Below are 26,387 nucleotides of genomic sequence, written 5' to 3' on the forward strand. Positions count from 1 at the left end.
CGCCCGAATAACGGGCATGAAATGCCGACAGATCAAGTGAATCAACCGTGTCATTAATGAAATAGGCAAGGTGACCCGAAGGCAGCCAATCCGATAACGATGGCGGCAACAACAGCGACTGATCAGGGTGGTAGGGGCGATAACTCGTACTCATGCTTCATCCTAAACATGAATCATACGATCAGCACTAGCTTCTGCCGCGCAGACTCCTAGCCCCCAGTCATCTGACACAAACCTTTCTGCCGGCCATGCAGCAACGCGGCTTTGGTCGCATTCTCAATATTGCCTCAACCGCAGCCTTTCAGCCGGGGCCGGGCATGGGCGCCTATTTTGCCAGCAAGGCCTACCTCCTCTCCTACTCCGAGGCGCTCGCATTTGAACTGGAGGGAGGGGCTGTCACCGCCACCTGCCTCTGCCCCGGCGCGACCGAAAGTGAGTTTTTCGCTGTTGCAGCCATGGAGGATTCGGGCCTGGTGAAGGGAAAACTGCTGCCAACCGCTGCTGATGTCGCAGCGCTGGGCTATCGAGCCATGCAGAAGGGGCAGACACTGGCCATCCATGGCATCTTCAATCGTCTGCGCATACAGTCACTGCGCCTGGCCCCCCGGCGCATCGTCACCGCCATTACGGCAGCTATTTTAAAAAGAGAGCGCTGATCCACCATGACAGATGGCCCTGCGGCCACCCTCACTCATCCCTGACGCCGGCAATGCAGCTGCGACTGAATTTCCACCACCCGCTCGCGACTGAGCGGATAGCGCCACATCGATACCATCGCCAAACCAAGAAACAGCAGCGGAATGGCCAGATAGGCCACCCGCACCTTAAGCAGGGTATCATCGGTCAGCATCGACTCCTGCCCGACCACACCGGCCCAGGCCAGCAGCGCGCCACTGCCCAGTGCGACAATACCGATGGCTGTCTTGTAGACCAGCGCAAAAACAGCACTGTACACGCCCTCGCGCCGATGACCGGTATCAAGCTCATCCTCATCACAGATATCAGCAGCAAATGAGCCATTGACCGCCCAGCAGGCGCACAGTCCCCATGCTGCCACCACGACAGGAATGATCTGCAGCCACGGGTGCTCCGGCGTGAACAGCCACCAGCTGGAAGCATAGCCGACCATCGAAATGGACAGCCCGGTCAACAGAATCACCTTTTTATCGACACGGCGGCCGGCCCAGGCAATCAGCGGCATGGCAAGAAACTGACCGGTCACCTGAACCACTGTCATCGCACCACCAATCTCGGCCGCCAGCAGTTTGTCGCCCAGACATACATAATAGATCCCGATATAGGTCATAAACGGCAACGAGAAAAACAGCCCCATAAAAACGGCAAAAACAGATCCCATCAGCATGCGGAAGCTTTTATTGGCCGCCGTCAGCCGGATCGCCCTGAGCAACGGCAGGTGCTCTTTTTGTGCATCCTCACGGTGGGCAAAACGCTCCCGACACAGCAGTGCCGGGACCATCGTGGAGAGCAGCACCAGCAAACCGATCGCCGCACCGACAAGACGCACACCGGTCACCTCATCACCACCCAGCCATGCGCCCAGCTGTTGCGACCAGAGATAGAGGTAGCCCACCAGCAAACTGGCGCAAAATGATGCAACCAGCCGGTATATTTGCAAATTGGTACGTTCGGCGTAATCGTCGGTCAGCTCAATACCGAGCCCCGAGTAGGGAATGACAAATACAGAGAAGCTGAAATAGAAAAGCAGGCAGACCAGCGCAAAGGCAATAAACATCTGCAATGACGAATATGAGGTGATACCGGCACTCTGTAACAGCGGCACATCCAGCACATCAGCTGCCGGCAGGACACGAAGCACAACGTCCCCCTTGCTTGCTGCCGTCGCCGAAACCGTCACTGTCCCGCCTGCCTGCCAGTTCGCGGCAGTCAACAAAAGTTCCGCAGGCATCACCGTCACACCACGATCGCCACCATCATGGTCTGCCAGCTCAACCCTCAACCGGACATCGTGTTCGGGGGCGTGCAACAGGGCAACGGTGAACGTCCCCTGCTGTCCAGGCGCAACCGTCAGCTCCTTGAGGCTGACGCCATACCACTCCCGCGCATCGTGCTGACCATGGACGCCAACAGCTGCCTGTGTGACCGCATGATCCTGCGCCTGCAGGTGAACCGTCACCAGGCGAGGCAACTGCGGCATCAGCGCTGGCAGAAACCAGACCGCTGTAAAACAGAGCGACATCAATATCGATCCCGCAAACATCCACGGCCGCCGCCGCCCCCATCGTGAGCGGGTACGATCCGTCAGATTGCCAACGATCGGATCAATCACGGCATCGGCAATTCGCGAAACCGCCATCGCCAGACCGATGGCCAGCGTACTGAAGCCGAGTGCCACATTAAAGATGGGAAAAACCAGCGACAAAATTGCTGAGTTGGCAATATTTTCGCCAAAGCCACCCACCCCCCAGGCGAGCTTGCTACGCACCGGCAACCTTCCGGCGGCCGGTGGCGGAGCAAGCTCTGCGGGACGGGATTCCACAGACAAACGCTAGAACCTGTTCACACTGATTTTAATGGCCTTGCGCCGGCCACCATTTCCAGTGCGTATAGACACGCGCTAGTTACCCGCCTTCAGATGATCCACCACAGCCTCGGCAGTGGTAAAACAGAGTCCGGTCACCGTATCGGCACAACCATAATAGATGGCGATGCGACCGCTCGGGGCATCGGTCAGGGCGGCACAAGGGAAGGTCACATTCGGCACATCACCCACGCATTCATACTGCTCCCACGGTGCGATGAGGAATTTCTTCGAACGATGAATCACCTTCCATGGCTCTTCCAGATCAAGCAGGGCAGCACCAAAGCTGTAGACAAAACCGTTACAGGAGGTGAGCACGCCATGATAGAACATCAGCCAGCCTTCGCTGGTTTCAATCGGGATGGGGCCTGCACCGATCTTTGTCGATTGCCAGCCATCACTACGCCCCATCACATGACGGTGGCAGCCCCAGTGAATCATATCCGGGCTCTGACTGATAAAAATATCGCCAAACGGCGTATGACCGTTATCGCTGGGGCGGGACAACATCATATATTTGCCATTAATACGGCGCGGGAAAAGCACTCCGTTACGATTAAAGATCAGGAATGCGTTTTCAAGCTGATGGAACTCCCTGAAATCCTTCGTCCATGCCACACCGATGGTCGGGCCATGATAGCCATTACACCAGGTCACATAATAGCGATCCTCGATCCACACCACACGCGGGTCATAGCCATACTCCCAGCGGGTGACCTCCGGGTCCGGATTGATGAACTGAATACGCTCCGGGGTAATCTGCCAGTTAATGCCATCATCACTGAAGCCCACATGAATCTGCATCTCGCGGGCAGTGGAGTCACAGCGGAACACACCGGCAAATTTGCCGTTGAACGGCACCGCCGCACTGTTGAAGGTGCTGTTGGCACCCACAAAGGGATTGCGCGGAATGATCGGGTTATGACTATAGCGCCACACCACCTCTTGCGAGCCCTCAGGCTTATCTTCCCATGGCAGGTTGGGTAATGCATCGCCAATCACTTTTATCTGACTCATCTCAGTTCCTTTCTGCATGTCTTATAGGAAGCGCGGACTTCATCCTCGCTTCCGGACAGGCCATGGACGGCCTGTCAAAACCAGGCACTTACAGGAAAAGGAAACATCGCACTTTTCCCTTTTCCTGCTGAATAACTACCGGGACGCAGTGATTCAGGTACCATCTACACATTTACCGTGCCGATTATGACAGCCGCACAGGCAAGGTCCACAGTCGAGCCCCGCCGGTCATGCCCCCCCCATATGAAACGCTCAGCCCTTTCGTACGCCCAGCATCGACACCCCTCCAATAACCAGCAGGGCTCCGACCATCTGCATCCATGTCGCCGTCTCCCCCAGCAACAGCACAGCAAGCCCGATGGTCATCACCGGCCCCAGCGCTCCGACCACCGAAGCCGTGCCTGCCCCTACTCTCTGAATCGCGGCAGCAAGCAAAAATGCCGGTATGACCGTGGAAAAAACTGCCATGGCAAAACCGTAGCCATATACAGGCAGTGGCTGCTGGAAATCCGTCAGCTGCCGCAGCAGAACGAACTGGATCAATGCTGCGAGGCATGAAACAATCATCGCGTAAGCGGTAAAACGCCTGGCGCCGATTTTAGGAATCATCTCGCCACTGCCAATCAGAAACAGCGCATAACTGATGGTCGCTGCCAAAACCAGCAGTACACCCCGCCATGTATCGGCCCCTGAGAACTGAACATCGTGATACATGGCAATGGCAATACCTGCATAACATAACAGCAGCGCCATCACCTCCTCTTTACCGATTTTCTTACCTAAAAACAGTGCCGAGAAAATGACTACAAAGGCGGGGTAAACGAACAGAATCAGACGCTCCAGCCCGGCCGTAATGTATTGCAGCCCTGCAAAATCGAGCATACTCGACAGGTAGTAGCCGATCAGCCCCAGTATCAGGACCAGCAACATTGACCGCATCCCGACCGGCGCACTCGCCTTGCGCTCCTCAAGAAGCGCAATCACGATAAAAAATGGCAGGGCAAACAGCATACGCAACATCAACAGTGTCACCGCATCGACACCATACCGGTATGCCAGTTTTACAAAAACCGCCTTCATCGAAAAGCCAAGTGCAGCACCAACTGCCAGCATCAAACCGGCCAGACGGGGGCGTGAGGCACGCATATGGAATAATGAACGGAACATGGGCAACTCCTTTGTGAGGGAGCAACCGCGAGGCAGCAATCTATGTATGCGGGTGATCGATGAAGAACACTGGCAATACGCGATACACTACCGCGATTGCCGTGTGATGATTACAAACTCAGGTAAACGTCAGACAAGCGACAGCGCAGCCGATGGCAAAACACGCCATAGCCAGTGCGCTTTATTGAATACCCGTGAGTTGATCATGGTGACGTACTATGGTGATGACTCAACCGCTGTCCACACACAAGCCGATTGAGGACACCGGCACTGTGGCCGGAAGCCACACGTTCAGTTTCTGAAGTAAACAACCACCAGATGATAGCCGAACTGCGTTTTAATCGGCCCGTGCACCTGCAGCAACGCCTTTTTGAAAATAACCTGTTCAATCGGCCTGACCAGCTGACCGGGATAAATCTCGCCCAGGTCACCATCCCGCTTTCTCGACGGACACATAGAAAACCTGCGTGCCAGCCTGGCAAATGGCTCACCATTGGCCAGACGTTCTTTCAACACTTCAGCCTCAGCCTTCGTTTTCACCAGAATATGTTTTGCCATCGCACTTCGCATTCATACGAGTTCTTCAGCAGGCGCAGTCGGATGTCAAGACGGGGGTGGAAGCAAGTGGCATGGCACATGCTGGTACACGGGGATCCACCCCGATGATATTTGCAGGAGAGCCTGATGAACAGCATCGCGCCGATAGAGATGATCAAACATATTGATGCGCTGCCCGCACTGCCGGAGCACTACCTGGCTATCAAAAAGGTGATTGCCAGCCCGGAATATGAGATGAGTGCACTGGTCAGGGCAATCCGGCCCAATCAGACCGTTTCAGCCACCATTCTGAAATGTGTCAACTCAACCTTCTTCAACCCTGTCGGCGCCCCGATCGCGGATATCAGCAAGGCCATTGCCCGGCTGGGACTCAGGCAAACCGAACGACTGGCGCTGACGTCAGCCCTGATGGATGATTTCGGCACCCCCACCTCAAAAATAAAAACGCGCACGTTCTGGGCCCATGCCTATGCCGTCGCCCTGATATGTGAGCAGTCCGCCACCGCTCTTCACCTCAACCCTGAAGAGATGTTCAGCACCGGACTGTTTCACGACATCGGCCACCTGATTCAGGCCATCATCTGCGATGCGTCATTCTTTGAGGATGGCGAGAGCTGCATGAGTGATGCAGAGCGCCATGCCGCTGAAATCGAGCACTGCGGCATCAGCCATGCTGAACTGGGCGCTGCACTATTGCAGCAGTGGAATTTACCTGAATCCCTGTGTCAGGCCGTCGCCGCTCATCACGATGTCGATAGCGACATACTGCCCGCACGCCTGTGCCACATGGCCGACAACGAATCCCTGCAGATCATTGGTCATGAAACAGCATTCTCCGCCATTGAGTCCCTGATAAAAGAGCGCTTCACCCCCTGCATCAGCGAAGTGCTGAGTCGCTATGGACTCAGCAGCAGCTGATACATCCGCCACACACTACATGCCGCGCAGATACCATGGCCTGAGTTGCTGCTCGCCACGCATCGCCCGCTTGAGCTCAGCCAGCAGCTTTTCACGATCTCGCGGCAGATTGCCAGCCAGAGGGAATGCGTTGGATGCATGATCGGAACGGAATATCAGCGGCCGATTGAGGCCGGCAATCAGTCGCGCCTGCTCCCTCAGCATCCCCTGATCGTCCTGACACAGAAAGGGTTCACCGAATTTCTGATAAAACTCTCCGGCGATTGCAGGATCGACATACAGTTGCAGCGTGGACAGATAGTGAACCGGTGCCTCATTTAACAGCGCAATGGTCGCATCGATATGCTCCTGCCAGTATTGCTGGCCCCCGAGCCCCAGAATCACTGTTGCGGAAACCCTGATCCCGGCAGCAGATGCCGCCTGTATCGCCCTGGCAATGCCCTCCGGACTCGCCCCTTTACTCGTCTTGCGCAGCATCAGCGCGGAGCCCGATTCAATCCCCAGATAGAAGAGCCGCAGTCCCCGCTCCTTCAGCCATCTCAAATGCTGTGGCGACTTGTTCAGAATATTGGCCGGTGTGGCATAACATGAAACCCGGGCAAGCCCCGGCAGCCATACATGCAGGGCATCGAGAATGGCCAGCAACTGTGGCGTTGGCAGGCTGAGTGCATCTCCGTCGGCGAGAAATACCCGCCGGGTTTCAGGCCGGATGCGCGCCGCCTGCTGAATATCATTGATAACGGCCTCAAGCGAGCGCTGGCTGTACGGCTTGTCGCGGTACATCGCGCAAAAACTGCAGCGGTTAAAACTGCACCCCAGTGTTGCCTGAATCACCAGGTTATCCGCCTCCGCCGGAGGCCTGTACAATGGCATATGATAATGCAGTGGCATGACCGCATACTTGGTCCAGCCGACCGCATATGCATCCACTTTTTACATTGGAGACAAGCCGTCCTGTGCAGAGCCTCGATTGCAACGACAAAGGCAATTCCGCCGGTCACCATAAACAACTAGGCTGCAGGCCATGCAGCCACACGCCTCTCCAAATTACCTTGCCGGCTACCCGGCAGAGCTGACTGATCAAATCAAACGCATGATCGGGCAGAAACAGCTGGCCGACTGGCTGCTCCGGAAATATCCGTACACGCACAGCATCCGTAGCGATAAGGCTCTTTATGATTATGTGATGACCATCAAAAGCAGCTACCTGCGCAATGCCGGCAACATCAACCGGGTCGCATTCGACAAGTCACTGCACATCACCCGCAATGCGCTTGGCATCCACACCAGCAAATCACAGCTGCACGGCGGTAAACTCAAAGCCAAGTGTGAGATTCATGTCGCCACGATGTTCAAGGATATGCCGGCGGAATTTCTGCGTATGATTGTGGTGCATGAGCTGGCTCACATGAAAGAGAGTGATCACAACAAGGCGTTTTACAAGCTCTGCTGCAATATGGAGCCAGATTATCACCAGCTGGAGTTTGACCTGAGAGCCTACCTCACCTGGCTGGATGCCGGTGGAGAAGCGCTGTGGAGCCATCGGCAGCCACCCTCACAGGTGGCCTGAGGCACCAGCTCCCCGATCACACGTAATATTATATAGAGAGAGGCAGGGCATGCATCACTGGCACAATCCGAACCATCCCGAGCTGACCGTACTGCTGCGCGAAGCAAAAACCATTGCCATCGTTGGCTGCTCTCCGAAACCGGATCGCCCCAGTCACCAAATCGCCGCATTTCTGCAGAGCCGCGGCTATGATGTGATCCCTGTCCATCCGCAGGCCAAAACCATTCTCGGCCAGAACGTTTATCCATCGCTGGCGGAGATTCCCGTCACCGTGGATATCGTCAATGTATTCCTGCGGGCCGCATCCACGCCGGCTGTTGCCGAAGAGGCTGTCCGCACAGGCGCCGGAGCACTATGGCTGCAACAGGATATTATCAGCGATGAAGCATACCGGATTGCCACCGGGGCAGGACTCACCTGCATCATGGATCTGTGCATCGCCGTCATGCACCGTCTGCTGCTGCGCTGAACAGCTCCTGACGAAACAGCTTACTGCGGCTGTTCCATATCTTTTGCCAGAAACTTGCCGATCACGGGAGGCAACAGCACAGGGGCGTGGATGCGCAACTGCTTGTTAACGTTTTTTCGGCCAAAGACCACTTCAATCGCTGCGGGAAGCACGCCAAATCTGGGCGCCAGAAAACGGACCATATGATCGGTGGCCTGCCCCCTGACCGGAGCCGCGGTCACACTCACCTTGAGCTGATGCCCCTGCACCTTGCCGATGGCATCCTTTTTCGCGCCCGGAGTACCGAGAATATTGAGCACCAGTGTATCGCCATCCCAACAACAGAACGCTTCCATGACCGTTCTTTTTTTTGCCATCACCTCTCCCTGCCCGAATCGCGGCTGCGACCATTCCGACCACATCAACAAACCAGTTATGACACAGCACTCAATGCCAGCGATGAAATCAGGGCGGCAGGAGCGGAGTAGTCACGGTGCAGACAGCTGACACCGGCCTGTCGCAACAGCTCTGTCCGCTCGCCTATACCGACAAACTCATAACCGAGAGCCGCTGCAGCCTTCATATCCCACAAACCATCACCAAAGTAGATGACCCGATCAAAAGAGGGGATGCCGACAGCATTGCCTGCCCTGCGGGCCGCTGCTGTCATGATGTCTGTCCGGCTACAACCATCCTCCGATGAAGCCATCTGAATACCATCCACATCGATACCACTGGCGGAAAGCTTAAAGCGCGCTTCACTTAACCAGCAGCCGGTCGCAAGTGACAGCGTGACACCATCAAGCCCCCGCAGGTAATCAAGAAAATCCGAGGCACCGGCAACCTCGCAAAACAGCTCCGGCGAGTGCCGATAAAGCGCCTGCAAGCGCCGCAGCATCCTCTGCTCAACCGCCTGTATCATGGCCGCATCTGCATCCTGGCCCAGGTGACAGCGAATGGCCTGAGCCGTAATGCCGTGCGAAGTCACATGCTCATAGCTGTGCCAGTCCGTATTCACCCCGGAGCAACCGGTCGCATCAAGGAATGCTCCGGCATAGGCCTGCTGATCATACGCATACGATTCAGTCAGCGTACCATCGATATCGAACATGATGAGAACCATTCACCCTCCCGATCATCTTCGATCATTCTCCCTCATCGGTACAAGACAAGGCAAGCGCGCAGAAAATCGGCGCAGCACTGATTCACTCAGCACTGCGCACAAACGCATGCAGGGATTACGGACGCACAAGCTCCACCGATGCCCACTCTTCCTGAGAGTCGCGACGCACCTCAACCAGCCCTTCGGCGATATAGGCTGCAGCCACATCATCCACCTGCGTTGTCAGCAGCCCGGAAAGAATCAGGCGCTGGTCAACACAGGCTGCCAGTTCCGCCGCCATCCAGACAAGCGGAGCAGCAAGAATATTGGCAACCACCAGCTCAAACCGGCGTGCCGGCGGTGTATCATCAAGCTGCACCTCCAGTTCAACCCCGTTGATCAGGGCATTTTCACGACAGGCCTCAACGGAATCGGTCTCCATATCGATGGCCAGCGCCGAGGCGGCCCCAAGCTTGAGAGCTGCGATGGCCAGCAGACCTGAGCCTGCGCCCATATCCAGCAACGTTTGCGGCGCCTGCTCCCGGCATACCCGCTCGATCGCCTCAAGACAAAGACGTGTGGTCGGATGGGTACCTGTACCAAAGGCCATGCCCGGATCAAGCACGATATCCACGCGCCCGTCACTCGGCCCGTCACAGAAGGAGGGGCGCACCCACAGGCGCTCACCGACCGGCATGGCATGCCAGTCTTTCTGCCAGGCGGTTTCCCAGCCCTGTCGCTCCAGTGTTGTCAGTGTAAAGGATGTTTCATCCATGCCTGCCAGCAACATGGCTGCCGCAAGGCGCCCGCGACTCGCCTGCTCATCTTCATCCATGGCAAACCAGGCGATGTATTCACAGTCGCCGCTATCCGCCTCTGTTTCAACCGCCTGCCCCAGCGCCTGCAGCGAAATGGCCAGTTCATCAAACGCCTCTTCCTGCATAAGATCGGCTGAAATACGCAATTCCAGGCATTTTGCTGCTTGCATCTTTGGTCCCCCTTCGTTCCAATACTGCCTCTTGATGGAGGTTAGCTGGTGCGCAATTGTTCTTCTTATCGCATGCGGGTCAAAGAAAATATCCGCATTGTCGACCCGGCCTGCGGGGATACCGTGATGCAGCTGGTACTGGAGCCTGTCGATGGCTCTCAGGTTAAGCCGTTTACTGCAGGTCAATTTGTGCGCATTGCCGTTCCGGGTCTCAAGGAACCTGCTCCTGGATATTTTGCCATCGCATCCGGTCCTGAAGTCACCTCATCATACGAGTTCTACATCAAGAATGCCGGCCCCCTGTCGGCTCACCTCTGCGCACTGCAACCGGGCGATGAGCTCGATCTGGAGGGCCCGATGGGAAAAGGCTTTAACCTCGAGGCCTATAAAGGATCGGACATCTACCTGATCGGAGTCGGCACCGGCATTGCGCCTCTGCGCAGTGTCTGGAGCCATATCATTCATCACCGCAGTGATTTCGGTAAAGTGGCCATTTACGCAGGCTTTCTCACCTCTCTGCATCAACTGCTGACCGATGAGCTGACCGACCTTTCGCACCATGGCATTGAAGTCTCCATTACCCTTGAGACCGGCCATGAAAACTGGGATGGCCCGATCGGCTATGTTCAGCATGCGCTTGAACAGGATGACATTGATGGCAGCAATGCCATTGCCTGCCTGGCCGGCATGAGTGCGATGGTGGACGCATGCACCGAAACGCTGCATCATCTCGGCTTTGATGACAGCCGCATCCTGCTCAATTACTGAACCTGTGACCGACAACAGTCGGACCGATGGCGGCATCGCTCCTCAAGCCCCTCTGCCACCTGCTTTTTCCACCCCGTTGCTTGCACTGGATATCGGCACCATACGCATAGGCGTGGCTGTCTGCGATCGTCTCGGCATCAGCTGCCGTGGCGTCACCTGCCTGATGCGCCGTGATACGGGCTGGCCGAAGCAACTGGGCAAGCTGGTCAGCGAGTATGGTGCCAAAGGTATCGTCGCCGGACTACCGAAAAACATGGATGGTACAGAGGGCGTACAGGCAGCCGATGCCCGTAGCGCCGTGAAGGAGCTTGGCCGTCACCTGAAACTGCCTGTTGTATTTCAGGATGAGCGACTCTCCAGCTGGACCGCCAAAGAGCGTTTATACGGGCAGGGGCTCAGCGAGAAAAAAGTAAAAGAGCGACTCGATCAAACTGCTGCTGCCGTCATTCTGGAAGACTTTCTTTCCGCCCATCCGGGCATTGCGGGGAAATATCGTTGAGTACTGTATTATATGATCATCTGGCCGTTGAGGCGGCCATTGCCAGCATGACCGATGCGATTCAGGGCGACTGCATTCACCTGATCGGCATCCATCGCGGTGGCGCACTGGTCGCAGATGCGCTGCAGGCCCATCTCGAGGCACGCGGCACAAAGGTCTGCCGTGGCAACCTGGACATCTCGTTCTACCGGGATGATCTGGACTCGGCCGGCCCGAACCCCGAAGTAAAATCATCACAGCTGCCATACGACTTTAACGGCCAGACCATCTGGCTTGTCGATGATGTGCTCTATACCGGCCGCACCATTCGCGCAGCCCTGGGCGAGCTGTTTGACTACGGACGCCCTGCTGCTGTCAAACTGGCCGTACTGATCGACCGTGACGCACATGAGCTGCCCATTGCAGCCGATCTCGTCGGCCTGCATCACAGCGCCGACAAAACCAGCTCGATCAAACTGATCACGGATGGTCCGTGGCATATTGAACAACGCGGAGTAAAGGCATGAAAGGCATGAAACACCTCTTCGGCATCGCCGGACTTGAGCGGCATCAGATCGAATATCTGGTCAACCTCGGCGACTCCTTCATTGATATTAACCGGCGCCCGATTAAAAAAGCTCCGACCTTGCGCGGCAAAACCATCATCAACCTGTTTTTTGAGAACTCCACCCGTACGCGCACCAGCTTTGAAATCGCCGGCAAACGCCTCTCGGCCGATGTCATTAATATATCCGCCTCAACCAGTGCAACCAAAAAAGGGGAGACGCTGCTGGATACGGCCCTGACGCTTGCCGCCATGCAACCGCATGTCGTGGTCATCCGTCACTCACTGGCCGGCACCTGTGAGTTCCTCGCCGAACACCTGGAGCATACGGCCATCGTCAATGCCGGTGACGGTGCACATGAGCACCCTACCCAGATTCTGACCGATCTGCTGACGATGAAGCAGGCATGGGGCTCTCCTGAGGGGAAGGTCATCACCATTGTCGGCGATATCAGTCACTCACGGGTCGCCCGCTCACACCTGCTGGCGGCACCGAAAATGGGTTATCGCATTCGCCTTGTGGCACCGAAAACGCTGCTGCCATCACAGGTGGAACGTTACGGCTGCGAAGTGTTCCATGACTTTGATGCGGCGCTGCCCGGCTCCGATGCAGTCTATATGCTGCGTGTGCAGACCGAGCGACTGACGGACAGCTGCAGCTTCCCATCGATTCGCGAATACCATGAAGCATACGGTCTGAACATGAAACGCCTGCGCGCTGCCGGCAGTGATTGTCTGGTCATGCATCCCGGCCCGATGAACAGAGGCGTTGAAATAGCCACCGATGTTGCCGACTCACTACAAAGCAGGGTACTGGATCAGGTGGAAATGGGCGTTGCCATCCGTATGGCAGTACTGACCGCCATGTGCGGCGGAGGAGAAACAGAATGATCCTGCGGATTCAGAACGGACACATCATTGACCCGGCCAACGGCATTGACCGTATTGCCGATCTCTGGGTCAGAGATGGCGTTATTGCCGCCATTGGCGAAAGCGACTGCGGACCGGCAGACCAGACCATTGATGCCGGCGGCTGCATTGTCTGCCCCGGCCTGATCGACATGCATGTGCACCTGCGTGAACCCGGCCAGGAATGGAAAGAGGATATCGCCTCCGGTTCCCGCGCCGCCGTTGCCGGCGGGGTCACCTCGATGTGTTGCATGCCCAATACCGGCCCGCACATTGATCATGCCGGTATCGCCCTGCAGATTATTGCCAGGGCAAAACAGGTCGGTTTGTGCAACGTCTATCCGATCGGAGCCGTCACCAAAAACCTCGATGGCAAGGAGCTGACCGAAATGCGCGAGCTGTCGCGCGCCGGCTGTGTCGCCTTCTCCGACGACGGCATGCCGATCTGGCACGCCGGTGTCATGCGCAAATCGCTCGAATATGCAGCAAGTTTCGGTTTTATGATTATTCAGCATGCCGAAGAAAAAATGCTGACAGGCAACGGTGCCATCAATGAAGGCTGGGTATCCACCCAGCTGGGCGTCGCCGGTATGCCGGCCGTCGGCGAAGACTCGATGATTGCCCGCGATATCATGCTGGCTGAACTCTCCGGCGCCCGTTATCACGTGGCCCATATCTCCACCAAAGGTGCCGTAGAACTGGTGCGTCAGGCCAGAGGCAAAGGGCTGAAGGTGACGACAGAAGCCGCTCCCCACCACTTCGCACTCACCGAAGAGGCTGTACTCGGTTATAACGCCGATGCAAAAATGAGCCCGCCACTGCGCACCGAAGAGGACAGGCTGGCTGTCATCGAAGGTCTGAGAGACGGCACCATCGACGTCATTGCCACGGATCATGCCCCGCATCACGAAGATGACAAACGCTGCGGCCTCTCCTGCGCAGCATTCGGTATTGTCGGCCTGGAAACGATGTTGCCACTCTCCCTGCAGCTGGTTCGCGATCAGGTGCTGGAGATGCCGCGCCTGCTGGCCACCATGACCTGCAATCCGGCCCGCCTGCTGGGCCTCAAGGCTGGCACACTTTCCATCGGCGCTGAGGCAGACATCTGCATCTTCGATCCGGAAAAGAAGTGGACACTGGACCGCAAAAAGCTGTTTTCAAAGGGCAAAAACACCCCGTGGCATGGCATGGAGATGACCGGTCAGGTCACTCACACCATCAAGGCAGGGCAGCCTGTTTTCAGTCATGGCGCCATCGTCGGGGAGGCTGCATATGAGTAATACCATCTTCGAGGAACAGGCGACTGTCCTCGCTCATATCACCCATCCCGGCGATCAATTTGTGCTGCGCCTGCAGGCGCCGAAAACGGCCCTCACAGCAAAGCCCGGCCAGTTTGTTCACCTGCGCGTATCACCGGAGCGGGCGCTGCGCCGCCCCATCTCGATTATGCTGACCGATCCGGAGAAAGGTACCGTTGACCTGCTCTATAAAGCGATTGGTGAGGGCACCCGCCTGCTCACTGAGCGCAAGTGCGGTGATCTCATTCCAATGCTCGGCCCCATCGGCCAGCCATTTGACCTCTCCGATCATGACAAGCGTTATATTCTGATTGGCGGCGGAGTGGGTATACCACCGATGATCTTTGCCGCTGACCATCTGCAGGGCAAGGCCGACTGCATCGTCTTTGCCGGCTCGGAAGTTCCCTTCCCGTTCGCCCTGAAACCGGCGACCACCCTGCTACCCGGCATCCAGGGCAACACCATCCTGACCATCTCCTCACTGGAGGAGCGCGGCATTGATGCCCGCCTTGCCAGCAACGCCGGACTATATGGCTGCTACCAGGGGCATGTACCGGACCTGGCCCGCACCTACCTCTCAGCCCTCTCCGCACAGGAGCGTGATCGCTGCGTACTGCTCTCCTGCGGGCCGCACCCGATGTTGCATGCCGTTGCACGACTCGGGCGCGACATGCAGCTGCCAACGTTCCTCAGCCTTGAAGAGCATATGGCCTGTGGCATTGGCGGTTGCGCCGGCTGCGTGGTCAAAACCATCGAGGATGGACGGGAAAAGTATCGCCGCGTCTGCGTCGATGGCCCTGTCTTTGCGGCCGACCTGCTGCCTGAATTCGCCTGAAACCATGGCAGCAGATCACTGCGATCTGCTGCCTGTCTGAACTCTCCCTTCTACAGGATATAAACAGATGCATACCCCTCTGCCCGTGGCCATTGATGCGCTGGACCTCTTCGGTACCGCCGTCTTTGCCATGACCGGCGCCTTGCGCGCCATGAGCAAGCGCCTTGATCTGATGGGGGCAATCGTGCTTGCTGTCGTCACAGCCCTTGGCGGCGGCATGATGCGCGATGCCCTGATCGGCCGCCATCCGCCGGCCGCATTTGTCGATCAGAGCTATCTGCTGATTGCCATTGCCGTCGGTGTGTTTACATTTTTCTGGGGCAAACGGGTACGCGAGCAGGAAAGCTGGCTGATCGCCTTTGATGCCATCGGCCTGGGCGTATTCACACTGGTGGGAGCATGGATTGCCGATGAAGCAGGGCTGGCACCGGTCGGCATCCTCTTTATCGCCATGCTGACCGCCACCGGTGGCGGCGCATTGCGCGCCATGCTGGTGTCAGAAATCCCCTTTATTCTGAAAAAAGAGATCTACGCCTCGGCCAGCCTGCTCGGTGCGCTCTGCTATCTGCTCATGCGTTACCTGCAGGCGGATGCCAGCCTGATGATATGGAGTGTCATTATCATCACCTCCGGCATGCGACTGATCGCCTGGCGCTGCAATATTCACCTGCCACGGGCCTGACGTTTGAACCATCCGGGCAGCCGCCGTAGTCTGCTGCCATGAAAACCCTTCAGCTTATCCGTCACGCCAAATCAGACTGGGATGATATCACCCTCAGCGACTTTGACCGGCCCCTCAATCAACGCGGCCAGCAGGATGCCCCTGAAATGGGACGACGCATAGCCGGCAAAGCCATGTGCCCTGATCTGCTGATCAGCAGTTCGGCAGTACGAGCCCGCACCACAGCCACCCTGATCGCCGCCACCATGCACTATCCGGCCGAAAAGATTGTTCTGCATGATGAGCTCTATATGGCAACGCCATCCACCATGCTGCGCATCATTCGTGCAAGCGATGACAGCATCGGCCACCTGGCACTGCTGGCGCATAATCCGGGCATGACCGAACTGGTTGAACGGCTGACCCGTCAGCCATTCGAAAATGTTCCCACTGCAGGCGTGATCACATTGACCGCCCCTGTCACCAGCTGGAGTGAGGCCGGCTGCCGCTGGAATATCGTTGATTTCGACTACCCTAAAAAACGTAGTTAACCACTTCACCAACCGTGCTTGCCGATAAACTTAAAACCCTGTTGCCGGCGCTGTTGCTGCTGCTTGCCGGCTTTATCCTCGCCTATCAATTTGTGGATCCCGCACCACCCAGCCACATCACCATTGCCACGGGGCAACCGGATGGTGCCTATGCCCGTTTTGCCAGCCAGCTTAAAGAGCAACTGGCATATCAGGGCATCACCGCTGACATTCAATACAGTGCCGGCTCCCTGGATAACATTGCCCGCCTGCAACAGGGCAAGGCTGATATCGCCTATGTACAGAGCGGGCTGGCCGACAAGAGCAGCGGCCTGGAATCACTGGGCAGCATGTACGATGAGCCGTTATGGATATTTCTGGCCAACGGTGTTCATGCCACACTGCTGCGCGACATGAAAGGACTGCGCCTGGCCACCGGACAGAGCGGCAGTGGCAGCTATGCACTTGCCTCCATGCTGCTGAATGAAAATGGTGTCAGCACAGATAACAGCCACTGGCTTCCACTCCCTCCCGATGAAGCGGCCACTGCCCTGATCTCAGGCAAGGCCGATGTCGCATTCATGGTCGGAGCTGCAACGTCCGCTGCCATTGCCCGCCTGGCATCGGCCAGGGATATCCGGCTGATGAATATGATACGGGCCGACGCCTATACACTGCGCCACCGCACCCTGAGCACCCTGTTGCTGCCGCGAGGCACATTGAATCCGGCTGAGGATCTGCCGGCTACCGATACCCGCCTGCTCGCTCCTGCTGCCACACTGCTGGTCAATCCGTCGCTGCACCCTGCGCTGCAGGACCTGGTGTTGCAGGCTGCAGCCACGATCCATGGCGCGGGCAACCTGTTTTCCCCGGCAGGCGCATTTCCATCCGCCTACCGCTCGGGTCTGCCTCTTAGCCACTCGGCCGAGCGCTATTATCGTGCGGGGCCTACGTTTCTGCAGCGCTACCTGCCGTTCTGGGCCGCCACCATGGTGGACAGACTTAAGGTCATGCTGCTGCCATTTATTGCCCTGCTGATTCCCCTGATCAAGGTGATGCCCCCCCTCTATCGCTGGCAGGTTCGCTCCCGCATTTACCGCTGGTATGGCAAGATCGCAGACATTGATCATGCCCTGAGCGCAGGGTTATCGATCGAACAGTTGCACAGCCTTGTCGCAGAACTTGAACACCTTGAAGATGAAGTCCGCAAAATACGTGTGCCCTTATCCTATGCCGATGAGTTGTATGATTTGCGCCTGCATCTGGCACTGGTTCAGCAGCAGATTGACAAGGCGAGGAGTAAGTAATGGCAAAAAGAAAAGAGATCGAGTTGCTGGCCCCGGCCGGCACCATCAAAAACATGCGATATGCCTTCGCTTTCGGGGCGGATGCGGTCTATGCGGGACAACCACGCTACTCACTGCGCGTCCGCAATAACGATTTTCAGCTGGATAACCTGAAAACCGGCATTGATGAAGCCCATGCACAGGGTAAAAAGTTCTTTGTTGCCAGCAACCTTCTGCCACACAACAACAAGCTGAAACATTACCTCGACCATATGCAGCCGGTCATTGATATGGGGCCGGATGCACTGATTATGGCCGATCCGGGCCTGATCATGATGGTACGCGAACGCTGGCCGGAAATGCCGGTACATCTGTCGGTACAGGCCAACACCATGAACTGGGCCGCAGTAAAATTCTGGCAGTCGGCAGGTATTTCCCGCATCATCCTTTCGCGTGAACTGAGCCTGGATGAGGTCGAGGAGATCCGTCAGCAGTGCCCTGACATCGAGCTTGAGGTGTTTGTGCACGGCGCTCTCTGCATGGCCTATTCCGGACGCTGCCTGCTCTCCGGCTATTTCAATCATCGTGACGCCAATCAGGGCTCATGCACCAATGCCTGCCGCTGGGAATATGGCATGGAAAAAGCGGCGGAGGATATATCCGGCGATATTATTCCGATTCAGGTGCTCGACGGACTCAATGCCCAGCCATTCGCCGAGTGCGGCAATACCGAGCGCCACCCGCTGGCAGACCGGGTCTATACACTCAGCGAACCCAACCGTCCGGATGAGTCGATGCCTGTTTTCGAAGATGAACACGGCACCTATATTATGAACTCGAAAGACCTGCGAGCCGTGCAGCACGTCGAGCGACTGGTACAGATCGGTGTTGATTCACTCAAAATCGAGGGGCGGACCAAATCACACTACTATGTCGGACGCGCCACCCAGGCCTATCGCCAGGCCATTGATGATGCGGTTGCCGGCAAACCGTTTGATACATCACTGATGCATCAGCTTGATGCCCTGGCCAACCGCGGTTACACCGATGGTTTTTATACCCGCAAGCGCGCTTCAGCCTCACAAAACTACGAAACGGGCAACTCCACCTTCGAGGTACAGCGCTTTGTCGGTGAAATATCCGGCTACGATGAGGCAACCGGCATGGCTGAGGTCATCGTTAAAAACAAGTTTGCCATCGGAGACTCGGTTGAGCTCATCGACCCGGCAGGCAACCGCACATTTACCATTGCCTCGATCAATGATGCCCGTTACGGCAACCCGATGGAGGTCGCACCTGGCAGCGGTCATGTGGTCCGCATTCCAGTACCTTGCAAGCCGGATCCGCATGCCCTGCTGGCCATCAACATCCGGCACGCATAACAGAGGGAAAATGCCCCTCGCAAACCACGGGTGGTCATACGCATGACCACCCGTGACCGCTGATCTGCATATAGATGCTCGAACACGGAGGAACCATGATCGCCACGCTCAAACGCATATGGAAACAGGGAACCCCGACAACAACCAGTCCCCATGATGCGGAGCTGGCTGTCACTGCCCTGATGGTTGAGGTCATGCGCATGGATGACAAACTGGAGGATGCCGAGCACCAGCGCATTATCAGCAATCTTCAGAAACGTTTTGCGCTGACACCGGCTGAAATCACCCCTCTGATCGAGCGTGCCCGCCGCACCAGCGCCAGGGCACTGGATATGCATCAGTTTACCTCCGTGATTGTTAAATCATTCACAACAGGTGAGCGCGTCCACATCCTGGCTGAACTGTGGCAGGTCGCGATGGCTGATGGCGAGATTGATCCGTATGAGGAGCAGCTTATCCGCCGCATTGCCGAACTGTTCGGTCTGGATCACCGTCAATTCATTGAGGCAAAGCTGGAGGCTGCTGCGAGCTGAGCGGCAGCTCGGTTTCCACCCGGATCGAACTGATTTCGGCCCCTTTTTCACCGGCAGTCGACCAGATCGGGAAAATGCGTTCAGCAGCAATGTCATGCCCCTCAACCAGATAGCGTGCGATAATCTTCTGGCTCTGCTGTATACGATGCAGCTCCTCCTCCGTCATGGCGGCAGCCGTCCATTCAGGCCGCAGATTCACCACCATGTCAGGATGAGCCCGCAATTTCCGCACCACCTTGCGCAAACGCTCCCGCTCATTAAATGAAAGCGGCGTACTATCCCGCAGCCGGATTCGCGTCTCCAGATGGCTCCTCTCCCTGGCCATCGAGGCATCGACCACCGGGTGCTGCTCATGCATGCCGTCACGAAGTGCCGCCAGCAATCCGTCACCGAATGTGTCGACAGATAAATCGGCCCAGCGCCCGCGTTGCTCAAAGCTCAGAGCCGCCACACCATGTTCATCCTTCAACCCGGCCAGCAATTCAACCGTTTTATAGCCGGTTCTGGCCAGGAGCGGATCAGAAGGCGTCTCCTGAGCATTAAAACGTCCCCCCGTCAGTCCGAGTGTTACCTCACTGTGCCATTGCCCCGGCTCCAGTTCATCCGCATCCACACTGACCTCAGCACTCAAGCGACCGCGAACCAGAGCCGGCATACCGGACAAACGCATCCAGTCATGCAAAAAAAATGGCAGCGCATGATCGATAGTTGCGCGTCCCTGCATTCGCTCCACCCTGGAAAGCAGATCCCACTCCCCCTGCAGGGTAAAGTGACTTCCGCCAGCAATGCCATCGATGCGCGTTGGCGCCCATGCCCCCGGCTCAATATGGTGCATTTCAAGATCGATATTCTCGCCCCAGCGCGCATCACTCTGACCGACGCTGAAAGTGCCCTGCTGCCAGTGCAGACTGTCAATGTGGCAGCCACTTTCCTGCAGCGCCGTCACCCACCATGGACGGCGCCGGACCGACGCATCGGTGCCTCCCCCCTGCACGGTGGCAGAGAGCGGCTGCAAAGCACCTGTATAGTGCCACCCCGTCGCCTCCAGAGAGGCAATCTGCTGAAAGGGAAGCCCCATTCCGACCGGGCCGAAACGGGCATTCACGTGATCGGCAGACCAGGTATTGCCGCTATGCACAAGATCAAAGTCCCTGGCACCGGCTTCCCCCTGCATACGCCACTGCTGATTGCGGATTGCGACTGTGACATCAAGATCGACCTGACCGGCCAGACTGGCATCCTGCCGCTCATAGACACGCAACGGCAGCAGTGCCCTCAGCCCCTGCAGCGGCACATTGCGTCCGCGCACACTGAAGTCGGCAGTATCCAGTGCCCGCTGCCCTCGCTCTGCCCGCCCCTGCAAATGCCAGCTCACGTCGCTGTCTGCGTCATCTGCACTATCCAGCTCGAACGATAACGGGCCATGCTCAGGCCAGTTTCCCTGCCCGCTCAAACCTGCCAGCATCACCTTGCCATGCGGCAGGGAGAACGCCAGCATCATATTGCTCACCCCCATCGGGCCCATGCTGATCTGCCAACCGTCATCTCCGGCTGCAGCTGCTCCGTTGCGGGCGGTATCGAGTACCAGCCGGGAGTCTTCAAGCTCCGCACTGCCTATATCGAGTTGTCGCTGCTGCGTATCCAGCGAAAGTTGCTGATAGTTGACCCGGCTCCAGTACCATGCCGATGCGCCGCCGGCAGCATAGGTGAGATCGTACAGCGCCCCCTTGTCACTACTGACATGCCACGCCCCCGGCCGCCCCTGCCAGTGCAGAGCCCCGTCGAGATGGCCCGCAGTCAGCTGACGCCCGGACAAAGAGGGAAAATGCTCTGCCCACGGCCGCAATGGCCAGGCATCGGCATCGACATCACCCACCCAGCTGTCATCACCACCACTTACGTCCCACTTCAAACGATGGGTACGTACACTGCCTGCCGATGTTTGCAGCCGCATCTGCCCCTGCACGCGATTGCGCCCGCTCTGACCGGCAACATCTGAAACCACACGGTCCCATGCCAAATCGCCGGCCAACTTGCCGGCGATGACTTTCAAGCCGAGCAGTCGCGCCAATGCTGCCGCATCCACCTGCTGCCAGTTCATCCTGATCTGGCTGTGAGCCGAATCCCGTCGAAGCCAGGAGGCATCCAGACTCCCCCCCTGCGGCAAACCGGCAGATGCCGCCACTTCACGCTCATAGGCACGTGTTTTCAGGCTCAGCGAGATGTCGCCGACAAGGAGCCCCTTACCTTTCCCCTGTACCGGATATAAATTCAGTCGCCCGTCATGCAGATCAAAAGCGCGGGTAGCATTCCATAACTGCAACAGTCTGGGCTCATCCAGCCAGCTGCCGTCTCCCACCGGTATATGCAACGATGCATCCACGCCACTGACCGACACACTGGCAATGCGGGGGTGACTGCCGGTCAGCAGCTTCGGGTTGGCATGAATGAGCATATGCGCAATGGCAAGCGTGTCATCACCCTTGTGCAGGCGGATCTGTTGCAGAACCAGCCCGTTGCGCAACAGATGATAACGCACATCACCGATCTCCACGCCGGCATCCCGGCCCCACTGCAGAATCAGCTGACCGGCCTGTTGCTGGGCCTGCTGCTGCACAGAAAGGTGCATACCGATGGCAAGCAGAGCCAGCACAGCGATTGTCGCCAGATACCAGCGGGCACCGGCCGGAAATATGCCGACAGGATGATAAAACAGACGCATCCGTTTCAACAGCGCACCATCAGCACAACCATTTCCGCAAACCGGCGCAGCACAGACAGGAGATCACACCCGTTGTTGCAACTGCTCGATCACCGTCTGATCTTCCAGTGTCGAAATATCATCGGTGATCTCGCGACCGGCTGCGATATCCCGCAACAGTCGCCGCATGATTTTTCCTGAACGTGTTTTTGGCAGACTGTTGGCAAAACGAATGTCATCCGGTCGGGCAATTGCGCCTATCTGGCTGACCACGTGCGCCCGCAACGCAGCCGCCAACCCCTCGGTGAATTCACCCTTCAACACCACAAATGCACATATACCTTCGCCCTTGAGTTCATCCGGACGCCCGACGACAGCGGCTTCAGCCACCTGATGGTGCGACACCAGCGCTGATTCAATCTCCATCGTACCCAGGCGATGACCGGACACGTTTAACACGTCATCCACACGCCCCATGATCCAGAAATAACCATCTTCATCGATGCGCGCACCATCACCGGCAAAATAGTAACGGCTGCCAAACTTGCGCCAGTAGGTATCCACGTAGCGCTTCTCATCCCCCCAGATGCCGCGCAGCATCGATGGCCACGGCTGCCGCAAGACCAGCAAACCGCCATCACCAATCACCGTATGGCCGAACTCATCAACAACCGCGGCATCAATGCCCGGCAGCGGCAGCGTCGCCGAACCGGGCTTGGTCGGGGTGGCAAAAGGCAGCGGAGCAATCATGTGACCACCGGTCTCCGTCTGCCACCAGGTATCGACAATCGGCAGCTTCTCCTTACCAATCACCCGGTAATACCACATCCATGCTTCAGGGTTGATCGGCTCACCGACCGTACCGAGTACCCGCAATGATGAGAGGTCATATTTGGCTGGCCACTCGTCGCCCGCCTTGATCAGGGCCCGGATTGCCGTCGGCGCGGTATAAAAGATCGATACGGCATGATCTTCACAGATCTTCCAGATACGGCCCGCATCCGGCCAGGTCGGCACGCCCTCGTACATCAGCGTGGTACCACCACAACAGAGTGGGCCATACACAGAGTAGGTGTGTCCTGTAATCCAGCCGATATCGGCCGTACACCAGAACAGATCTTCAGCCGGATTAAAATCAAAGCTCCAGCACATCGTCAGACGTGACCACAGCAGATAACCGGCCGTCGTATGCAGAATACCTTTCGGTTTACCTGTCGAACCGGATGTGTAGAGAATAAACAGCGGGTGCTCAGACTCCACCGCGAGCGGCTCACACTCGGCCGGCTGCACATTCAGCGCCTGATGCCAGTCGATATCCCGCCCGGGCACGGTCGGCACCTCATTGCCACCATGGCGAACCAGCAGCACATGGCGGACCGTGTGGCACCCTTCGCTCAATGCCTCGTCGACATTCGGCTTGAGCGCATAGACGGCACCGCGACGACTTCCCCCGTCGGCAGTGATCACCAGCCTGGCTCCGGCATCTTCAATACGGTCACGCAGGGCAAGCGATGAAAAAGCACCGAACACGACAGAGTGAATGGCACCGATACGGCTGCATGCCAGCATCGCCACCGCAGCCTCGGGAATCATCGGCATATAAATCACAACCCGGTCACCGGCCTTAATGCCCAACTCGCGCATGGCATTGGCCGCCCGACAGACGTCCGCCAGCAACTCGGTATAGGAGATTCTTCTTACCTGACCGGCCTCGCCCTCCCAGACAATGGCCGTTCTCTTTCCAAGACCTGCTGCCACATGACGGTCAAGACAGTTCTCGGAGACATTCAGCATCCCCCCTTCGAACCAGTGAAAGAATGGCGCCTTTTCACGGTTAAGCACACGTGTAAACGGCTCACGCCAGAGCAAATGCTGGCCGGCAAGGTCACCCCAGGTGCCATCAAAATCATCAGAAAAACGTGCTTTCAACGCCTCATAGGCGGCCAGCGACGGAATATAGCCCTGATGGCCGGCAGGCGGCTCAAAACTTCGATTTTCTTCCAGTACACTTGTGATCGCTTCAGACATGGCATTCCTCCTGTTGCATTTCTAACAGCAGGATTCAGCAACCACAACCATACCAGCCGCACGGCATCTGCTTACAGACACAGCAAACGGATGCTATCGTTGCCGGCATGGCTCACATTTCCATCATTCAGACCACGCTCGGCAGCCCGGATGATGCCGAAAAGATCACCACAGCACTGCTGGATGAACACCTTGCTGCCTGCGTCCAGACATCCGGACCGATCATTTCAAGCTATCGCTGGCAGGGCAACATCGACAACAGCCGGGAGTGGCGACTGACCATCAAAACCACCGAGGCGAACTGCCCTGCAGTCGTCAGCTGGCTTGAGGCACACCACCCCTATCAGACACCGGAGATTATCTGGCAGAGTCTCGGCTGCACCGACGCTTATGCAGCATGGTGCCATGATTCTGTCAGGCAGGAGCAGGGCGAATAAGACTGCTTGCCCGCAAGCCGCGAATCACTCAGCCTAGCTGATCATCTGAAACGCAGCTTTGCATCAAGCCACCGGGAGTCGCAACACATGATCGAGGTCACCTTTGCAGGCGCATTTATTGCCGGACTGCTCTCATTTTTATCCCCCTGCGTACTGCCGCTGGTACCTGCCTACCTCTCCTACATCTCGGGGGTCTCTGTCACCGAATTAAGACGCCAGGATGAATCTGAAACGGTTCGCCGCCATGCACTGGCCCAGTCACTCTGGTTTATTGCCGGCTTCAGCCTGGTCTTTATTGCACTCGGAGCATCGGCCTCGCTGATCGGACAGTGGATGCTGATGCACATGGCTGTACTCGGCAAAGCCGCGGGTGCCATCATTATCATTTTCGGCCTGCACTATGCCGGCATTATCCGCATCAAGCTGCTGATGATGGATGCCCATTTCGACACCGGCGGCATCAATGCCCGCCATGGTACGGGTGCCATGATACTCGGAGCAGCCTTTGCCTTTGGCTGGACGCCATGTATCGGTCCCATTCTGGGCGCCATTCTGGCCGTTGCCGGTGCCCAGGCTGAAATGACCCATGGCATCCTGCTGCTGGCAACCTATTCACTCGGACTGGCCATTCCGTTTATGCTGGCAGCGCTTGCCACCGACAGTTTTCTGCGCTGGACACAGATGTTCAAGAGCCACTTTTCTCTGATCGAAAAGATATCGGGACTCCTGCTGATCATCGTCGGCCTGCTGATCTTTCTGGGTAGCTTCAGCGTCATTTCCGCCTGGCTGATCGAATGGTTCCCGGCTCTTGCCGACCTCGAAAGCAAGCTCACGCCATAAGCGCACATCGCCATATTTCTGACGGTTGACCAGGAGTAAAACTGGTGATTCAATATCAACCATGCAGAACAGCCCACAACACGAACTGGAACAGCGTATTGCGCTTCTGACAGAATACCTGACAGAAATACGCCGCAATATGGAAAAGCTGATCGCCGATAACCATCGTATGCGAGAAGTGGTTCGTATTGCCGAAAGTGAATTGCGCAAGCGTCGTGACCAGGCTCAGCAACGTGAACACGAGCTTGAAAGCCTGCAAAATGCACGTCTTGAAGCAAAAGCGCGCGTGGAGCAGGTTATGGAAAAGGTTGAGGAACTGATGTCAGGTCAGGATGATGCAGCATGAGTACACCGGTTGAAATCTCACTGATGGGCCGCACCTTCTCGATTGTTTCCGACGAGGACCCGGAACGCGTCAAGGCCTCTGCAGCACTGGTTCAGCACAAGGTTGAAGAACTGAGAAAAATGGGCGCATCTGTCGCATCGGATCGCCTGCTGGCGCTGGTCGCGCTCAATCTGGCCGGCGAACTGATTGCCAGCCAGCACACCCGGGTCGACGGCCTTGATGGCTTGATCACCAGCCTCGACCATGTAGTATCACAGGCAGAAGGTTTAGCGAAAGCGCCCCTGCGTTGAGCAAATGGCATTCATGTTGCCTGAGCCGATACTTGTCGAACGGGAGCCCCGCTACTCCGGTTGTGTGCGTCCCTGCAGAGGGATACCTTTTACCGGAGTGCAGCGCCCACCTCTTGTTAGAGGGTTCGACAACGCAGTGCCACACCTCAACGCGGGGGCGCCCCTTCCCCTG

Annotated in this window: 30 protein-coding genes, 1 other RNA gene and 1 pseudogene; 21 read left to right on the plus strand and 11 right to left on the minus strand. The window is 57.1% G+C overall.

The features are described 5' to 3' along the window. A pseudogene (locus FEF65_RS01890) lies at nt 1-154 on the minus strand (IS5/IS1182 family transposase); the annotation flags it as partial. 40 nt (nt 155-194) lie between these two features. Between FEF65_RS01890 and FEF65_RS01895 the strand changes: the two are divergent. After that, the gene (locus FEF65_RS01895) at nt 195-656 is read left to right on the plus strand and encodes an SDR family NAD(P)-dependent oxidoreductase (protein ID WP_274595446.1); all 462 of its coding nucleotides are present in this window, start codon (nt 195-197) and stop codon (nt 654-656) included. 35 nt (nt 657-691) lie between these two features. Here the strand turns inward: FEF65_RS01895 and FEF65_RS01900 are convergent, their stop codons facing one another. The 3 genes from FEF65_RS01900 to FEF65_RS01910 all read right to left on the minus strand — a co-directional run bounded on the left by FEF65_RS01900 (nt 692) and on the right by FEF65_RS01910 (nt 4,744). Beyond that, nucleotides 692-2,518 (minus strand): MFS transporter, encoded by a 1,827-nt coding sequence (locus FEF65_RS01900; RefSeq protein WP_138238108.1) that lies wholly within the window; start codon nt 2,516-2,518, stop codon nt 692-694. A 78-nt stretch (nt 2,519-2,596) separates the two neighbouring features. Beyond that, nucleotides 2,597-3,577 carry a glycoside hydrolase family 130 protein gene (locus tag FEF65_RS01905; RefSeq protein ID WP_138238109.1) on the minus strand — a complete coding sequence of 327 codons (981 nt, stop codon included), beginning with the start codon at nt 3,575-3,577 and terminating at the stop codon, nt 2,597-2,599. A gap of 252 nt (nt 3,578-3,829) precedes the next feature. Then, nucleotides 3,830-4,744 carry a DMT family transporter gene (locus FEF65_RS01910; protein WP_138238110.1) on the minus strand — a complete coding sequence of 305 codons (915 nt, stop codon included), beginning with the start codon at nt 4,742-4,744 and terminating at the stop codon, nt 3,830-3,832. Between the two features lie 103 nt (nt 4,745-4,847). Here FEF65_RS01910 and FEF65_RS13345 point away from each other — a divergent pair, with 103 nt between their 5' ends. Further along, entirely contained in the window at nt 4,848-5,003 is a 156-nt protein-coding gene (locus FEF65_RS13345) for a hypothetical protein (protein ID WP_161595157.1), read from the plus strand. Between the two features lie 32 nt (nt 5,004-5,035). Here FEF65_RS13345 and FEF65_RS01915 read toward each other — a convergent pair whose 3' ends face one another. Continuing rightward, entirely contained in the window at nt 5,036-5,314 is a 279-nt protein-coding gene (locus FEF65_RS01915; protein WP_138238111.1) for a peptidylprolyl isomerase, read from the minus strand. 114 nt (nt 5,315-5,428) lie between these two features. On the opposite strand from FEF65_RS01915, the gene FEF65_RS01920 reads away from it, so the two are divergent. Next, complete coding sequence (locus FEF65_RS01920) at nt 5,429-6,220, plus strand: HDOD domain-containing protein (protein WP_138238112.1); 792 nt, start codon at nt 5,429-5,431, stop codon at nt 6,218-6,220. 15 nt (nt 6,221-6,235) lie between these two features. On the opposite strand, the gene FEF65_RS01925 is transcribed toward FEF65_RS01920, so the two are convergent. Continuing rightward, nucleotides 6,236-7,150: a radical SAM protein gene (locus FEF65_RS01925; protein ID WP_238701116.1), complete on the minus strand. Its 915-nt coding sequence runs from the start codon at nt 7,148-7,150 to the stop codon at nt 6,236-6,238. 94 nt (nt 7,151-7,244) lie between these two features. On the opposite strand from FEF65_RS01925, the gene FEF65_RS01930 reads away from it, so the two are divergent. After that, nucleotides 7,245-7,790 (plus strand): M48 metallopeptidase family protein, encoded by a 546-nt coding sequence (locus tag FEF65_RS01930; RefSeq protein ID WP_138238114.1) that lies wholly within the window; start codon nt 7,245-7,247, stop codon nt 7,788-7,790. Nucleotides 7,791-7,839: 49 nt separating this feature from the next. After that, complete coding sequence (locus FEF65_RS01935) at nt 7,840-8,259, plus strand: CoA-binding protein (RefSeq protein WP_138238115.1); 420 nt, start codon at nt 7,840-7,842, stop codon at nt 8,257-8,259. Between the two features lie 20 nt (nt 8,260-8,279). Here FEF65_RS01935 and FEF65_RS01940 read toward each other — a convergent pair whose 3' ends face one another. From FEF65_RS01940 to prmA, 3 genes are all read right to left on the minus strand, one after another. Then, complete coding sequence (locus tag FEF65_RS01940) at nt 8,280-8,615, minus strand: DUF167 domain-containing protein (protein WP_162847937.1); 336 nt, start codon at nt 8,613-8,615, stop codon at nt 8,280-8,282. Nucleotides 8,616-8,671: 56 nt separating this feature from the next. Continuing rightward, nucleotides 8,672-9,361 (minus strand): HAD family hydrolase, encoded by a 690-nt coding sequence (locus FEF65_RS01945; protein WP_138238116.1) that lies wholly within the window; start codon nt 9,359-9,361, stop codon nt 8,672-8,674. A gap of 115 nt (nt 9,362-9,476) precedes the next feature. After that, nucleotides 9,477-10,328, minus strand: coding sequence for a 50S ribosomal protein L11 methyltransferase (prmA, locus tag FEF65_RS01950; RefSeq protein WP_138238117.1), 852 nt, complete (start codon nt 10,326-10,328; stop codon nt 9,477-9,479). A 48-nt stretch (nt 10,329-10,376) separates the two neighbouring features. Here prmA and FEF65_RS01955 point away from each other — a divergent pair, with 48 nt between their 5' ends. The 11 genes from FEF65_RS01955 to FEF65_RS02005 all read left to right on the plus strand — a co-directional run bounded on the left by FEF65_RS01955 (nt 10,377) and on the right by FEF65_RS02005 (nt 19,573). Beyond that, on the plus strand, nt 10,377-11,096 hold the full coding sequence (locus FEF65_RS01955) for a ferredoxin reductase domain-containing protein (RefSeq protein ID WP_238701117.1): 720 nt from the start codon (nt 10,377-10,379) through the stop codon (nt 11,094-11,096). A 4-nt stretch (nt 11,097-11,100) separates the two neighbouring features. Then, nucleotides 11,101-11,595, plus strand: a complete 495-nt coding sequence (gene ruvX / locus FEF65_RS01960) for a Holliday junction resolvase RuvX (protein WP_238701118.1) — start codon at nt 11,101-11,103, stop codon at nt 11,593-11,595. Next, nucleotides 11,592-12,101 (plus strand): bifunctional pyr operon transcriptional regulator/uracil phosphoribosyltransferase PyrR, encoded by a 510-nt coding sequence (gene pyrR / locus FEF65_RS01965; protein ID WP_138238118.1) that lies wholly within the window; start codon nt 11,592-11,594, stop codon nt 12,099-12,101. The genes ruvX and pyrR overlap by 4 nt, the downstream gene beginning before the upstream one ends. Next, nucleotides 12,098-13,030 (plus strand): aspartate carbamoyltransferase catalytic subunit, encoded by a 933-nt coding sequence (locus FEF65_RS01970; RefSeq protein WP_138238119.1) that lies wholly within the window; start codon nt 12,098-12,100, stop codon nt 13,028-13,030. The genes pyrR and FEF65_RS01970 overlap by 4 nt, the downstream gene beginning before the upstream one ends. Next, a complete protein-coding gene (locus FEF65_RS01975) occupies nt 13,027-14,328 on the plus strand; it encodes a dihydroorotase (RefSeq protein WP_138238120.1) in 1,302 nt (433 codons plus the stop codon). Before FEF65_RS01970 ends, FEF65_RS01975 begins: the two co-directional genes overlap by 4 nt. Then, a complete protein-coding gene (locus FEF65_RS01980; protein WP_138238121.1) occupies nt 14,321-15,181 on the plus strand; it encodes a dihydroorotate dehydrogenase electron transfer subunit in 861 nt (286 codons plus the stop codon). Before FEF65_RS01975 ends, FEF65_RS01980 begins: the two co-directional genes overlap by 8 nt. Nucleotides 15,182-15,248: 67 nt before the next feature. Then, the gene (locus FEF65_RS01985; RefSeq protein WP_138238122.1) at nt 15,249-15,863 is read left to right on the plus strand and encodes a trimeric intracellular cation channel family protein; all 615 of its coding nucleotides are present in this window, start codon (nt 15,249-15,251) and stop codon (nt 15,861-15,863) included. A gap of 38 nt (nt 15,864-15,901) precedes the next feature. Next, nucleotides 15,902-16,393 carry a SixA phosphatase family protein gene (locus FEF65_RS01990; protein WP_138238123.1) on the plus strand — a complete coding sequence of 164 codons (492 nt, stop codon included), beginning with the start codon at nt 15,902-15,904 and terminating at the stop codon, nt 16,391-16,393. A 14-nt stretch (nt 16,394-16,407) separates the two neighbouring features. Further along, nucleotides 16,408-17,679 (plus strand): TAXI family TRAP transporter solute-binding subunit, encoded by a 1,272-nt coding sequence (locus FEF65_RS01995; RefSeq protein WP_138238124.1) that lies wholly within the window; start codon nt 16,408-16,410, stop codon nt 17,677-17,679. Beyond that, nucleotides 17,679-19,040: a prephenate-dependent tRNA uridine(34) hydroxylase TrhP gene (gene trhP, locus FEF65_RS02000; RefSeq protein WP_138238125.1), complete on the plus strand. Its 1,362-nt coding sequence runs from the start codon at nt 17,679-17,681 to the stop codon at nt 19,038-19,040. The genes FEF65_RS01995 and trhP overlap by 1 nt, the downstream gene beginning before the upstream one ends. Nucleotides 19,041-19,135: 95 nt before the next feature. Continuing rightward, entirely contained in the window at nt 19,136-19,573 is a 438-nt protein-coding gene (locus FEF65_RS02005; protein ID WP_138238126.1) for a tellurite resistance TerB family protein, read from the plus strand. Here FEF65_RS02005 and FEF65_RS02010 read toward each other — a convergent pair. Further along, a complete protein-coding gene (locus tag FEF65_RS02010; protein ID WP_238701153.1) occupies nt 19,539-22,295 on the minus strand; it encodes a hypothetical protein in 2,757 nt (918 codons plus the stop codon). The two genes, FEF65_RS02005 and FEF65_RS02010, sit on opposite strands and share 35 nt — an antisense overlap. A 63-nt stretch (nt 22,296-22,358) precedes the next feature. Then, on the minus strand, nt 22,359-24,302 hold the full coding sequence (gene acs, locus FEF65_RS02015) for an acetate--CoA ligase (RefSeq protein ID WP_138238127.1): 1,944 nt from the start codon (nt 24,300-24,302) through the stop codon (nt 22,359-22,361). A gap of 107 nt (nt 24,303-24,409) precedes the next feature. Between acs and cutA the strand changes: the two genes are divergently transcribed. The 5 genes from cutA (at nt 24,410) to ssrS (ending at nt 26,377) form a co-directional block, all read left to right on the plus strand. Continuing rightward, nucleotides 24,410-24,739: a divalent-cation tolerance protein CutA gene (gene cutA / locus FEF65_RS02020; protein WP_138238128.1), complete on the plus strand. Its 330-nt coding sequence runs from the start codon at nt 24,410-24,412 to the stop codon at nt 24,737-24,739. A gap of 87 nt (nt 24,740-24,826) precedes the next feature. Further along, nucleotides 24,827-25,579 (plus strand): cytochrome c biogenesis CcdA family protein, encoded by a 753-nt coding sequence (locus FEF65_RS02025; RefSeq protein ID WP_138238129.1) that lies wholly within the window; start codon nt 24,827-24,829, stop codon nt 25,577-25,579. A 61-nt stretch (nt 25,580-25,640) separates the two neighbouring features. Beyond that, on the plus strand, nt 25,641-25,925 hold the full coding sequence (locus FEF65_RS02030) for a hypothetical protein (protein ID WP_138238130.1): 285 nt from the start codon (nt 25,641-25,643) through the stop codon (nt 25,923-25,925). Further along, nucleotides 25,922-26,215, plus strand: a complete 294-nt coding sequence (gene zapA / locus FEF65_RS02035; RefSeq protein WP_138238131.1) for a cell division protein ZapA — start codon at nt 25,922-25,924, stop codon at nt 26,213-26,215. The genes FEF65_RS02030 and zapA overlap by 4 nt, the downstream gene beginning before the upstream one ends. Continuing rightward, nucleotides 26,201-26,377, plus strand: a non-coding RNA gene (ssrS, locus tag FEF65_RS02040) — 6S RNA. Before zapA ends, ssrS begins: the two co-directional genes overlap by 15 nt. Nucleotides 26,378-26,387: the final 10 nt, after the last annotated feature.

Origin of the sequence: Mariprofundus erugo (assembly GCF_005818865.1) — a bacterium.
Taxonomy (GTDB): domain Bacteria; phylum Pseudomonadota; class Zetaproteobacteria; order Mariprofundales; family Mariprofundaceae; genus Mariprofundus; species Mariprofundus erugo.